The organism is Stutzerimonas stutzeri (assembly GCF_000952685.1).
In the GTDB taxonomy this organism is placed as follows: Bacteria; Pseudomonadota; Gammaproteobacteria; order Pseudomonadales; family Pseudomonadaceae; genus Stutzerimonas; species Stutzerimonas stutzeri_E.
Window position 1 is genome coordinate 65,905 of sequence record NZ_JYHV01000001.1, and the last position, 12,143, is coordinate 78,047.

The 12,143-nt window shown below is 63.7% G+C and carries 10 protein-coding genes; 8 read left to right on the forward strand and 2 right to left on the reverse strand.

Translation table 11 applies throughout. From position 1 onward, the window contains the following. Nucleotides 1-50 precede the first annotated feature (50 nt). Nucleotides 51-935 carry a LysR family transcriptional regulator gene (locus tag UF78_RS00335; RefSeq protein WP_045160022.1) on the forward strand — a complete coding sequence of 295 codons (885 nt, stop codon included), beginning with the start codon at nucleotides 51-53 and terminating at the stop codon, nucleotides 933-935. Between the two features lie 280 nt (nucleotides 936-1,215). Then, a complete protein-coding gene (locus UF78_RS00340) occupies nucleotides 1,216-2,607 on the forward strand; it encodes a S8 family peptidase (protein ID WP_045160023.1) in 1,392 nt (463 codons plus the stop codon). 27 nt (nucleotides 2,608-2,634) lie between these two features. Here UF78_RS00340 and galE read toward each other — a convergent pair whose 3' ends face one another. Further along, on the reverse strand, nucleotides 2,635-3,699 hold the full coding sequence (gene galE / locus UF78_RS00345) for a UDP-glucose 4-epimerase GalE (RefSeq protein WP_045160024.1): 1,065 nt from the start codon (nucleotides 3,697-3,699) through the stop codon (nucleotides 2,635-2,637). A 416-nt stretch (nucleotides 3,700-4,115) separates the two neighbouring features. Here galE and UF78_RS00350 point away from each other — a divergent pair, with 416 nt between their 5' ends. The 6 genes from UF78_RS00350 (at nucleotide 4,116) to UF78_RS00375 (ending at nucleotide 10,280) form a co-directional block, all read left to right on the forward strand. Next, a complete protein-coding gene (locus UF78_RS00350) occupies nucleotides 4,116-5,300 on the forward strand; it encodes a glycosyltransferase family 1 protein (RefSeq protein WP_045160025.1) in 1,185 nt (394 codons plus the stop codon). Next, complete coding sequence (gene glf, locus UF78_RS00355; RefSeq protein WP_045160026.1) at nucleotides 5,288-6,529, forward strand: UDP-galactopyranose mutase; 1,242 nt, start codon at nucleotides 5,288-5,290, stop codon at nucleotides 6,527-6,529. The genes UF78_RS00350 and glf overlap by 13 nt, the downstream gene beginning before the upstream one ends. Nucleotides 6,530-6,542: 13 nt before the next feature. After that, nucleotides 6,543-7,697 carry a beta-glucosidase gene (locus tag UF78_RS00360; protein WP_045160027.1) on the forward strand — a complete coding sequence of 385 codons (1,155 nt, stop codon included), beginning with the start codon at nucleotides 6,543-6,545 and terminating at the stop codon, nucleotides 7,695-7,697. Further along, entirely contained in the window at nucleotides 7,694-9,499 is a 1,806-nt protein-coding gene (locus tag UF78_RS00365; protein WP_045160028.1) for an ABC transporter ATP-binding protein, read from the forward strand. Before UF78_RS00360 ends, UF78_RS00365 begins: the two co-directional genes overlap by 4 nt. After that, nucleotides 9,496-9,714 carry a KTSC domain-containing protein gene (locus UF78_RS00370; protein ID WP_045160029.1) on the forward strand — a complete coding sequence of 73 codons (219 nt, stop codon included), beginning with the start codon at nucleotides 9,496-9,498 and terminating at the stop codon, nucleotides 9,712-9,714. Before UF78_RS00365 ends, UF78_RS00370 begins: the two co-directional genes overlap by 4 nt. 350 nt (nucleotides 9,715-10,064) lie before the next feature. Next, complete coding sequence (locus UF78_RS00375) at nucleotides 10,065-10,280, forward strand: dodecin (protein ID WP_045160030.1); 216 nt, start codon at nucleotides 10,065-10,067, stop codon at nucleotides 10,278-10,280. Nucleotides 10,281-10,339: 59 nt separating this feature from the next. Here the strand turns inward: UF78_RS00375 and UF78_RS00380 are convergent, their stop codons facing one another. Then, nucleotides 10,340-11,701: a cation:proton antiporter gene (locus tag UF78_RS00380; RefSeq protein WP_045160031.1), complete on the reverse strand. Its 1,362-nt coding sequence runs from the start codon at nucleotides 11,699-11,701 to the stop codon at nucleotides 10,340-10,342. Nucleotides 11,702-12,143: the final 442 nt, after the last annotated feature.

A 12,143-nucleotide genomic window follows, 5' to 3' on the forward strand; every position in this document is an offset into this window, starting at 1 on the left:
CTGGAACGTGATTAGATGCGCCTGACTCGTCAGGAAAAATCACCTCTCCCATGAGCCGCGACCTGCCACCGCTCAATGCCTTGCGCGCCTTCGAGGCCGCCGCCCGTCTGCAAAGCGTCAGCCGCGCCGGGGAGGAGCTGCACGTGACGCATGGTGCCATCAGCCGGCAGATTCGTGTGCTCGAAGAGGAGCTAGGGGTCAGCCTGTTCGACAAGGACGGCCGAGGGGTCAAGCTAACCGATGCCGGTGTGCGTCTGCGCGATGCCGCCTCCGATGCCTTCGAGCGCCTGCGCGGCACCTGTTCCGAACTGCGGCGCGGGGCAACCGAACAGCCGTTCGTCCTTGGTTGCCCCGGCAGCCTGCTGGCGCGCTGGTTCATTCCGCGTCTGGATCGCCTGAACCGTGATCTTCCGGGCCTGCATCTGCAGCTGTCGGCCAGCGAGGGCGAGCTGGACCCGCGGCGTGCTGGGCTGGATGCCACGCTCTGGTTCGCCGAGCCGCCCTGGCCGGCAGACATGCAGGTCCACGAACTGGCCGTCGAACGCATCGGACCGGTGCTGAGCCCACACCATCCGCGTTTCGCCACCCTGAGTCAGGCGCGCCCGCATGAGTTGCTTGGCGAGCCATTGCTGTACACCGCTTCGCGTCCACAAGCTTGGCCGACCTGGGCCATTGGTAATGGCCTGGACCCGGCCCGGCTGCAGATGGGACAGGGCTTCGAGCATCTGTATTTTCTGCTGGAAGCGGCGTTGGCCGGTCTTGGCGTCGCCATAGCTCCGCAACAGCTGGTCGTCGATGACCTGCGTCAGGGGCGTTTGCGGGCGCCCTGGGGCTTCATCGAGACTCCCGCCATGCTGTCGCTCTGGGTGCCGTCCCGGCGCCCGGATCGCCGCGCGCAAATGCTGGCGGAATGGCTGCGGCAGCAACTGGATTGACGTGCCAGACCACGGGCAATCCGTTCGCGTTGTTTGCGGTGGGCTGAAGCGGAACGCAACCAGGCCCACCCTGTGATGCCAGGGGCTGGATGGGCTCCCGCTCACCGATGAGCCTGATGGCGGTAACTCGGCCCGCCGTACTGCTTGCCGACCAACGGCGCGTCGTTCGTCCGGCGTCGCTAAAACGCTACTGACCTTGCCGATACATTCGCCAATACCCGTTCGGGGAATGCCTGGCGATCTGGCGCGGGCTATCTGCAGTCGTTCAAGGAGAACAGTGATGGTCATGAAACGGCGTGTCGGCATTTTTTTGTGTGCGCTGCTGGCTACCGGGGCGGAGCAGGTCGCGGCAAAACCCGACTCCACAGCGGCGGCGTCGCTCAAGGCGGGCAGGCCTTTCGTCCAGGGCGAGCTGCTGGTGCAATTCAAGTCCGGCGTGTCGGACGTGGCCAAGAGCGCCGTGCTGACCAAGCAAGGCGCCAAGGCCGCGCAGAAGCTGCTCGACAAGATGGCCCGCAAGGACGCCAAAGGGGATCTGGTCCACGCGAAGCTGGGCAAGGGCAAGAAGGTCGACGCTGCACTCATCGCCCGGCTCTCGGCGGATCCTTCGGTGGATTTCGTCGAACCCAACTGGGTCTACCATACCCAGGTTGCCAACCCCAACGATCCAGGGCTCGGCATGCTCTGGGGGTTGCAGGGCGCGACCACCTCGCCGGCCCATCCCTACGGCAGCGGTGCGTTGGCGGCCTGGAACGCTGGGGCGTTGTGCTCCAAAAAGGTGTATGTCGGCATCGTCGATGAAGGCGTGATGGCGACCCATGGCGACCTGCGCCCCAACGTATGGATCAACCCGGGCGAGGGCAGTCGCGCTGACCGGCTCGACAACGACGGCAATGGCCTGGTCGACGATATTCTCGGCTGGGATTTTGCCGCCAACAACGCCAGCATATTTGACGGGCCCGCCGACGATCACGGCACCCACGTGGCGGGAACCCTCGCGGCGGTGGCGAACAACGGCGCCGGCGTGTTCGGTGTCTGCCCAACGGCCAAATACATCACCGCGAAGTTTCTTGGCGCCAATGGCGGCACCACGGCAGATGCGGTGAAGGCGATCAATTACCTGACACAGCTGAAGCTCGCGAAGAAGATCAATCTGGTCGCCACCAACAATTCGTGGGGCGGCGGCGGGTATTCGCAGGCGCTATACGATGCGATCCGTGCGGCCGGAAACGCCAACATCCTGTTCGTCGTCGCGGCGGGCAACAACGGGCTCAACCTCGACACCACGCCCAGCTACCCGGCCAGCTACAAGCTGCCGAACGTGATCGTGGTGGCTGCCATCGATCAAACCGGGCAGCGCGCATATTTCTCCAACTTCGGCGCCAACAGCGTGCATATCGCCGCACCCGGCGTCGATATTCTATCGACGGTGCCGACCGCGACCGGTACCGCGGGTTACGCCTACATGAGCGGGACGTCCATGGCGACGCCCCATGTGACCGGCGCAGCGGCGCTGTATGCCTCGCTGAATCCCTGCGCCACCAGCGCGAAGATCCGCGAGGCGTTGTTGCGACTGGCGGTGCGTGATCCGCAGCTCACCGGCGTGGTTCAGCAGAATCGCCGGCTGGACGTATCGAAGATCCGTCGCGAACTGACCTGCACCACGCCGTAAAGCGTTGGCGGCTGCCGGCCAACCCGCTCAGCTGGCCAGCGCGGTTTGCGCTGCTTCGCCGTCTTTTGCGGGGGTTTTTTCCGCCGCATAGCCCTGCGGGTTGCGGCTCTGCCAGCGCCAGGCGTCGGTGAGCATGGTCAGCAGGTCCTTTTCCGCCTGCCAGCCGAGTTCCTCACGGGCCTTGGTCGGGTCCGACCAGCATTGGGCGATGTCGCCCGGACGGCGCGCCCTGAACATATGCGGCAGCGGCCGGCCGATGACCTCCTCGAATGCGGTGATCATCTGTCGTACCGAGTAGCCACGACCGGTACCGAGGTTCCAGACGCACACGCCGTGCACCAGGTTCAGGCGATCCAGCGCCTTCAAGTGCCCTTTGGCCAGATCGACCACATGGATGTAGTCACGCACGCCGGTACCGTCCGGGGTCGGATAGTCGGCGCCGTAGACGTTCAGTTGCTTTCGCCTACCGACTGCCACTTGGAGCATGTAGGGCAGCAGATTGTTGGGAATGCCGTCGGGGTCTTCACCGATCAGCCCGGACTCATGCGCACCGATGGGGTTGAAGTAGCGCAGCAGGGCGATCGACCAGCGCGGATCGGACTCGGCGAGCCCCTTGAGCACGTTCTCGGCCATCAGTTTGGACTGGCCGTAGGGATTGGTCGGCAAGCCGGTCGGGCAGTCTTCGGTGATCGGCATCCGCGGGGAGTCGCCATAAACGGTCGCCGACGAGCTGAATACCAGCTTGAAAATGCCGGCTTCGGCCATGGCCTGGCACAGCGCGATGCTGCCGCTGACATTGGTCTCGTAATAGCGCAGTGGTTCGCGCACGCTTTCGCCCACGGCCTTGAGCCCGGCGAAGTGCAGCACCGCGCTCACCGGATAGGAAGCGAACAGGGCATTGAGCAGCGAGCGATTGCGCACGTCGCCCTTGATGAACTGGACCTGGCGACCGGCGAGGGCTTCGACCCGCTCCAGAGCGACCTTGGAACTGTTGCAAAGGTTGTCCAGAACCAGCACCTCGTGGCCCGCCAGGAGCAGCTCCAGCACTGTATGAGACCCGATGTAACCAGCTCCTCCCGTTACCAGAATCATGTGTCTACCTCGCATACCGAAAATTATTCGACGCGCACGGAGGATGCGCGGCTGGCCGTATGAGCGCGGCCGCTGCATGCATCTCCAGGGTTGGGTTCGGCGAAACGGGCGGTGCTTCTCACGGCTGAAGCACATAGCGCCGATACCGGGGCAAATCAGGCGTCCTGTGATAGGGACGGGGGGAAGCGCGACCAAGTTCCAAAACCCCGACGGTCAGCCGATGACCGACCTCCCAGCGGCGGCATGGGGAACCTTGACTTGCCCTATGTCGTCCATAGCCGGCGGGTTGCGCTTGGCGTTGCACAAATCGTTCACGCCGCAGCGAGCCCCTTTCCTGTTGCCTGCGCAGGCTGCGCGGGCCTACGCGATGCGGCAGAAGGGACTCTGGAGGACTTCGCCATCAGCAAGAGGTAGCCATGAGCTGGGCCGGCCCTTACCAATACGAGATTGGAAAATCCCCCGACAAGCAGCAGACGCCGCCCGAAGTCGTTTTCGATGAGCTGGTTCCGACCCTGCTGTGTCTTTCGCATCTGCGCTGGAGCTTCGTCTACCAGCGTCCACAGCATCTGATGTCGCGGTTCGCGCGAGATTTCAACGTTTTGTTCTTCGAAGAACCGATCCCCACCGAGGACGCCCAGCCATGGTTGGAAGTGCGTCCCGAGGAAAATGGCGTACAGGTGCTCATTCCCCGCTTGCCGCAAGGCTGCGAGGGTGAAGTGGCGCTACGCGTGCAGCGCGACTTGCTCGATGGCTACCTGGGCAAGCTCGGCGTCAACGAACTGATGCTCTGGTACTACACGCCGATGGCGTTGGGCTATGCCAGCCATTTGAAGCCCAAACTCACCGTCTACGATTGCATGGACGAGCTGTCGGCGTTTCGTGGCGCGCCGCCGGAACTGGTGCAGCGCGAGCGGGAATTGCTCGAGCGTGCCGATCTGGTCTTCACCGGCGGTTACAGCATCTGGGAAGCCAAGCGCGAGCTGCACGACAATGCCTTCGCCTTTCCCAGTAGCGTCGACGTGGCGCACTTCGCCGAGGCGCGGCGAACCCAGGCCGACCCCGACGACCAGGCCGAGATTCCGCATCCGCGCCTCGGCTTCTACGGCGTGATCGACGAGCGTTTCGATATCGAACTGGTGGCCGAGGTCGCCGAGAAGCGCCCCGATTGGCAGTTCGTGCTAGTCGGCCCGGTGGTCAAGATCGACCCGACCGACCTGCCGCAGCGCGACAACATCCACTACCTGGGCGGCAAGACGTACGACGAGTTGCCCAGGTACCTGTCCGGCTGGGACGTGGCGATCATGCCCTTCGCGATGAACGAATCGACGCGCTTCATCAGCCCGACCAAGACTCCGGAATACCTCGCTGGTGGCTGCCCGGTGGTGTCCACGCCGATCAAGGACGTGGTGCGCACCTACGGCGATACCGAGATCGTTCACATTGCCGATAGTCCCGAGGCATTTATCGAAGCGGTGGACAAAGCCCTGGCCGATAGCCAGGACCGCGACCGTTTGTTGAAAACCGCTGACGAGATTCTCGGCGACATGTCCTGGGACCACACCTGGGCTCTGATGAAGGAGAAGATGCAATGCGCGATGTAAGCCTGCGAGACAGCAACCCCGAGCACGCAGGCGGTGGCGCCAGCGACCACCCTGGCGGTCACCGGCGCGGCTTCGACTACCTCATCGTCGGCGCCGGTTTCGCCGGCAGCGTGCTGGCCGAGCGCCTGGCGGCCGGGCTGAACAAGCGTGTGCTGGTGGTCGACCGACGCCCGCACATTGGCGGCAACGCCTATGACCATTACGACGAAGCCGGCGTGCTGATCCACCGCTACGGCCCTCACATCTTCCACACCAACGCTCAGCGCATCGTCGATTACCTGTCACGATTCACCGAGTGGCGCCCCTACGAGCACCGTGTGCTGGCGCAGGTGGACGGTCAGGAAGTACCGATCCCGATCAACATGACCACGCTGAACAAGCTCTACGGGTTGAACATGACCACCGAGCAGGAAGCAGCGGACTTTCTCGCCGGCCGTGCTGAGCCGGTCGAAGACATCCAGACCAGCGAAGACGTGGTGATCAACGGCATCGGCCGTGAGCTGTACCAGAAGTTCTTCCGCGGCTATACCCGCAAGCAGTGGGGGCTGGACCCGTCGCAGCTGGACAAGTCGGTCACCTCGCGCATCCCCACGCGCACCAACACCGATGACCGCTATTTCACCGACACCTTCCAGCAGATGCCCAAGTACGGCTACACCAAGATGTTCGAGAAGATGCTCGCGCATCCGAACATCAAGGTGATGATCAATACCGACTACCGGGAGATCTGCGACGAGGTGCAGCACGACCACCTGATTTTCTGCGGCCCCATCGATGAATACTTCGACTACCGTTTTGGCAAGTTGCCCTACCGGTCGCTGAAGTTCGAGCATAAGCAGCTAGATCAGGAGCGGTTCCAGGCGGTCGGTACGGTCAACTACCCGAGCGAAGACGTGCCCTATACGCGCATCAGCGAATACAAACACCTAACCGGCCAAGTGCACCCGAAGACCAGCATCACCTACGAGTACCCCTCGGCCGAGGGTGATCCCTACTACCCGATCCCGCGTCCGGAAAATGCCGAACTGTACAAACGCTACCAGAAGCTCGCCGACGAGACGCCGGGCGTGACCTTCGTCGGCCGGCTGGGGACCTACAAGTACTACAACATGGATCAGGTGGTTGGGCAGGCGCTGGCGCTGTACAAGCGTATCGAGGAAGCCGAGCGTGGTCCCGAGCGCGCTGAAAACGCCGAACACAGCCAGTCACTGGCTGAACAAGCCCCCTGAGACGAGGCCGAAGATGCATCAGCCGACGTTGTTCAAAAGTTTCTTCATGGGTGGTTTCGAATGTTCCAACCATCGCCGCAGCGACGGTCGGCGGCTCGATCTGCTCGCTGCCACCGGCCATGATCGCTGGGCCGCGCACGATTACGCCGTGTTGCATCGACATGGGCTGCACAGTGTGCGCGACGGGTTGCGCTGGCACCTGATCGAACGCACGCCGGGCCAATATGACTGGTCGAGTTTTTTGCCGATGCTGCAGGCGGCCCAGCGCCAGGGCACCCAGGTGATCTGGGACCTGTGCCACTACGGTTGGCCGGACGACATCGACATCTGGCGCCCGCAGTTCGTCGAGCGCTTTGCCCGCTACGCGGCGGCGGCAGCGCAGCTGATCAAGGATGAAACCGATGCCGTGCCGTTCTATGCCCCGCTCAACGAAATCTCGTTCTGGGCCTGGGCCGGTGGCGATCAGGCGTATTTCAACCCGATGGCCCGCGAGCGCGGTTTCGAGCTCAAGCATCAGCTGGTGCGCGCCACCATCGCTGCGATGCAGGCGATCCGCGAGGTCGAGCCGCGGGCGCGCTTCGTCCAGGTCGACCCGGCCATCCATGTGGTTTCGCCCAACGACCGGCCCGGACCGCAGCGCGACGCCGAACGCTACCGGCAGTCGCAATTCGAAGCCTGGGACATGCTCTGCGGCGAGGCCTGGCCCGGCCTGGGCGGCGCCCCGGAATACCTCGACGTGCTGGGCGTCAACTACTACTGCGACAACCAGTGGTACCACGGCGATGGGCGCACCATCGAACGGGATAATCCGGACTATCGGCCCTTCAAAGGCATCCTCAATGAGATCTGGCAGCGCTATAAGCGTCCTCTGCTGATCGCCGAAACCGGCGCCGAAGGCGACGTGCGCGGCGACTGGCTACGCTACGTCAGCGAGCAGGCCGGACTGGCCATGCAGCGTGGGGTGCCGATCGAAGGGATCTGCCTGTATCCGGTGCTGGATTACCCCGGCTGGACCGACGAGCGCCACTGCCCGACCGGCCTGCTGGGCTTTCCCGATGAGAACGGCAACCGCCGCGTGCACGATGGCCTTGCCGACGAGCTGCGTCTGCAGCAACTGCGGTTCAGCCAGTTCAACAGCAACTTGCCGCTGGCCGAAGCCCTGTCATGAACGCCCCGGCCCAGGCTCCCAAGGCGAAACCGCAGGCGGTGCCGCTACCGAGCCGGCCGGTAGCCTTTCTCTGGCACTACATCTGTGCTCGACCCTGGCACTTTGGCGGCCTGCTGGCGCTGATTGTCGGTGCCGCCTCCTGCGCTGTGGCGGTGCAGTACGGCATGAAGTTGCTGGTGGATTCCATGGCCCAGGGCAGCTCGGACCGGGGCGCCGCCAACGTCTGGTTCCCACTGGGGTTGTTCATCGGCCTGATCGTCATTGAAAACGTCTTCTGGCGTCTCGGCGGCTGGCTCGGTTGCCGCACCGTGGTGGCCAGCGTGGTTGACCTGCGCGTCGACCTGTTCAAGCACCTGACCGGCCATCCGATGCGCTACTTCACCGAGCACTTCGCCGGTTCGCTGGGCAATCGCATTTCCGCGGTGGGTCAAGCGGCTGGCGCCATCTACGGGGGATTGGCATGGAAGATCGTGCCGCCCATCGTTGATTTTCTCGGTGCGGTGGTGGTGCTGTTGACCGTCGATGTGCGCATGGCGGTGGCGCTGATCCTATTCGTCGCTATCGTCGCCGCGCTGATTACCGGTTTCGGCATCCGTGGCCGCACCAAGCACCAGCGCTTCGCCGCACAATCGGCCCGGGTCGGCGGCGAGCTGGTGGATGCGGTCTCCAATGTCTGGACCATCAAGGCTTTCTCCGCCCGTGACCGCGAGGCCGAACGGCTGGCCCAGGAAATCGGTTACGAAGCACGTGCCCAACGCCGCAGCTGGATGTACCTGGAGAAGGCGCGGGTGATGCATGACATCTGTCTGTCAGTGATGGCCGGCGGCATGTTGGTCTGGGCGATCAATCTGTGGATCGCCGGCTCGGTGACCGCCGGCGACGTGGTGCTGGTCAGCGCGCTGACGTTCCGCATCCTGCATGGCTCGCGCGACCTGGCCCTGGCACTGGTGGACACCACGCAGCAGATCGGCGCCATCGACGACACCCTGCGCATCATCGTCCAGCCGCACGGCCTGACCGACAGCGACGCGCAGCTGTTGCTCGCCGAGGGCGATATCACCTTCAAGGATGTCAGCTTCGGATATCCGGACCGCGGCAGCGTGTTCCGCCATCTCGATCTGCATATTCCTGCCGGGCAGAAGGTCGGGGTGGTGGGTTCTTCCGGGGCCGGCAAGTCGACCCTGATCAGCCTGATCCAGCGCCTGGACGACGTGCAGGAAGGACGTATCCTGATCGACGGGCAGGACATCCGCAGCGTCAGCCAGGACAGCCTGCGCGAGCGCATCGCAGTGGTGCCGCAGGAAACCGCGCTGTTCAACCGCAGCATCCGTGAAAACATTCGTTATGGTCGCCCCACTGCGACCGACGAGGAAGTGGTCGAGGCGGCGCGCAGCGCCTTCTGCGACGCCTTCATCCGCGAACTGCCGCAAGGCTACGACACACTGGTAGGCGAGCGTGGCGTGATGCTCTCCGGCGGCCAGCGTCAGCGTCTCGGCATCGCCCGGGCGTTTCTCAAGAACGCGCCGATCCTGATCCTCGACGAGGCCACGTCGGCGCTCGATACCCAGTCCGAAGCCGAAATCCAGGTTGCACTCAACGATCTGGTGCACAACCGCACCGTGGTGGCGGTGGCGCACCGGCTGTCGACCTTGTCGAGCTTCGACCGGATCATCGTGCTGCGCGATGGATGCATCGTCGAGGACGGCGCGCCGCATGAGCTGCGCAGGCGCGGCGGTGAGTTCGACGCGCTGTGGCGCATGCAGGCCGAAGGCTTCAAGCCGCAGCCCGACCCGGCCCGATGAAAAGGGTCGCGGTGACCTCACGCAGCCTGCGCTCGCTGGGCTATGACCCGGACGAGCAGCTACTGGAAGTAGAGTTCCATAATGGCTCGGTCTACCGCTACGAACAGGTGCCGGCCGAGGTGGTGCAGGCCCTGCTCGAGGCCGATTCGATGGGCCGCTATTTCAACCAGGTGTTCAAACCGCAGCACTACCGCTATCGACGCATCGAGTCATAGCAGGCCGTTCACCGTGCCCTGGCCCAGTGACGTGCCCCCGAGTAGGGCGCGCTGGGTGGCTCCGCTTCAGCCCACCACCCGATCGTTGCGGTATGCGGGGCGACGTAGGGTGGAAAACTGCGAAGCATTTTCCACGTGGCGCCTGGATAACTCCGCTGTCTCGACCATTGCGGCGAGGTGGTGAATGGCGGATAAGCTTCGCGTTATCCACCCTACGAAACGCTTCGTGACACCCGATTCGGCAAAACGCGGCCGTCTCGCTGAACTTCCATGTCGCTGTGCGGGCCTCAGATAGACAGGACGCGTCATACCGAGCGGAGGCTCCTCAGTTTGCAAAGGGGAATTATCTAATGTCGGATCACCACACCTACAAGAAGATTGAGATCGTCGGTTCCTCACGCACCAGCGTGGACGACGCAATTCAGAACGGCATCGCCGAGGCCAGCAAGACGCTGCGCAATGTCGAATGGTTCGAAGTCGGCGAAATCCGCGGCCATGTCGAGAACGGCAAGGTCGGCCACTATCAGGTCACCATGAAGATAGGCTTCCGCCTCGCCGACAGCTGATCGTTCAGATCACCGGCAGCGGCTGCAGTCGCCTGCCCGGTGTCGCCTGACGAGTGTCGTCAGGCACCGCTGGGTGTCTGCTTCCGATTGCGCTCGTAACGGCGCAACAGGGGCTGGGTGCTGAGCCCGTGGATCAGGATGCTCAGCGCCACTACCGGGATCACCAGTCGAATGACCTGGTCGGCCTCGTCCGGCAGCAGGCCATGGGTCACCGCGTAGCTCAGGTAATAGAGACTGCCGATGCCACGAATGCCGAACCAGCCGACGGTCATCAGCTGGGTGCGATCCAGGTAACGACGCGGCATCAGCAACCACACGCTCAACGGCCGTATCAGCACGAACAGCGCCAGCGCCAGAGGTACCGCGCGCCAATCCCAGTGCACCGACACCAGCACGCCGAGCATGGTCACCAGCAGCACTTCCAGGCTGCGCTCCAGTTGCCCGCCAAAGGTCAGGATATCGCCCATCATCACTCCGGCCGCCACCTTGGGTTCGGCGATGCGATCGCTCTCCAACGGCAGCTCTCGGGGCGTCATACCGCCTTCGACCATATGCGGCAGCGCATGCGCGATCAGCTCTTCGGATGGTGTTTCGGATCGTTTGGCCACCGAGACTTCGGCGCGCCGCAGGCCAAGCCCGGCGGCGAACACCGCGAGAAACCCCCAAGCCCCTATCAGCTCGGCGCCGACATAGGCGAGGGCGATCAGCGCCAGCGCCAGCGAGTCGTTGGGCGACATTGAGGTATCGACGTAGCGGGTGCGCAGGTAGATCGCCAGCTTGCCGATCAGCTTGCCCAGCATGTAGCCGAACAGCAGCCCGGCCGGAACGGCCCAGACCAGCCGATGCAATGCCCATTCGCCGACCCAGCCCGGCGCCAGCGTCTCTTGCTCGATCAGCAGCAGGCCGAAGACCACGAAGGGGAACGCCGTGCCGTCGTTGAAGCCGGCCTCGCCGGATAGGCCATAGCGCACGTGGTCGCTGTCGCGGGAGTTGTTGACCTGCACCAGGCTGGCCAGCACCGGATCGGTGGGTGCCAGGATCGCACCGGTCAGCACCGCCAGCCCCCAGCTCAGCCCCATCAGGTAGTGACAGACCAGCGCGACACCGGCAATGCAGGCGAGCATCACCGGTCCGGCCAGGATATAGGTGCTCCGCCACGCCGGGTGGCCCAGCGGCATACGTAATTTCAGTCCACTGACGAACAGCGAGACCAGCACCACGACCTCGGTGAGGTGCTCCATCCAGTTGGCGATCAGCAGAAAATCCATCTCCCACAAACCGATGCCGAGTTGCCCGATCAGCAGCCCGAAGCCGAGATAGATCAATGAGGTGGTAACCGGCAGCCAGCGCAGATACGCCGATGCCAGCGCGAGGATCAGCAACAGGACGCCGAGGACGGCCATCCATTCGAGAAAATTCATTCAGTCTTCCGCAAACAAGCGTGACGCGCCGAAGTGCGCATGACTGGTGGTTCGATCGGGATGGTTCGATGGGGTTCAGCGGCGTTCGTCGCAGCGTGCGCCTGCTACTGGAGCGGTTCAGTCAAGGCTTTGGGCTTGGGCTTGGCTTCTGGCTCTTTGAGCTCTTGAGCTCTTTGGCTTTTTTGGCTTTTTTGCTTTTGTGGGAGGCCCGCCCTCGGGACGAAGCTTTTGGGCCTTGGCAGGCCTGCGGCCTGCATTCGCCGCGGGTCGCGCCTCCCACTGGAGCGGCTTCGTGCAGGGATTTGGCTCTGGCTCTTTGAGCTCTTGAGCTCTTTGGCTTTTTGGCTTTTTGGCTCTTGTGGGAGGCCCGCCCTCGGGGCGAAGCTTTTTGGGCCTTGGCAGGCCTGCGGCCTGCATTCGCCGCGGGTCGCGCCTCCCACTG

What these genes read in the sequence shown, in the direction of transcription:
- UF78_RS00335 (WP_045160022.1), top strand. Translation starts at nt 51, where the DNA reads ATGAGCCGCGACCTGCCACCGCTCAATGCCTTGCGCGCCTTCGAGGCC.
- UF78_RS00340 (WP_045160023.1), top strand. Translation starts at nt 1,216, where the DNA reads ATGGTCATGAAACGGCGTGTCGGCATTTTTTTGTGTGCGCTGCTGGCT.
- galE (WP_045160024.1), bottom strand. Translation starts at nt 3,699, where the DNA reads ATGATTCTGGTAACGGGAGGAGCTGGTTACATCGGGTCTCATACAGTG.
- UF78_RS00350 (WP_045160025.1), top strand. Translation starts at nt 4,116, where the DNA reads ATGAGCTGGGCCGGCCCTTACCAATACGAGATTGGAAAATCCCCCGAC.
- glf (WP_045160026.1), top strand. Translation starts at nt 5,288, where the DNA reads ATGCGCGATGTAAGCCTGCGAGACAGCAACCCCGAGCACGCAGGCGGT.
- UF78_RS00360 (WP_045160027.1), top strand. Translation starts at nt 6,543, where the DNA reads ATGCATCAGCCGACGTTGTTCAAAAGTTTCTTCATGGGTGGTTTCGAA.
- UF78_RS00365 (WP_045160028.1), top strand. Translation starts at nt 7,694, where the DNA reads ATGAACGCCCCGGCCCAGGCTCCCAAGGCGAAACCGCAGGCGGTGCCG.
- UF78_RS00370 (WP_045160029.1), top strand. Translation starts at nt 9,496, where the DNA reads ATGAAAAGGGTCGCGGTGACCTCACGCAGCCTGCGCTCGCTGGGCTAT.
- UF78_RS00375 (WP_045160030.1), top strand. Translation starts at nt 10,065, where the DNA reads ATGTCGGATCACCACACCTACAAGAAGATTGAGATCGTCGGTTCCTCA.
- UF78_RS00380 (WP_045160031.1), bottom strand. Translation starts at nt 11,701, where the DNA reads ATGAATTTTCTCGAATGGATGGCCGTCCTCGGCGTCCTGTTGCTGATC.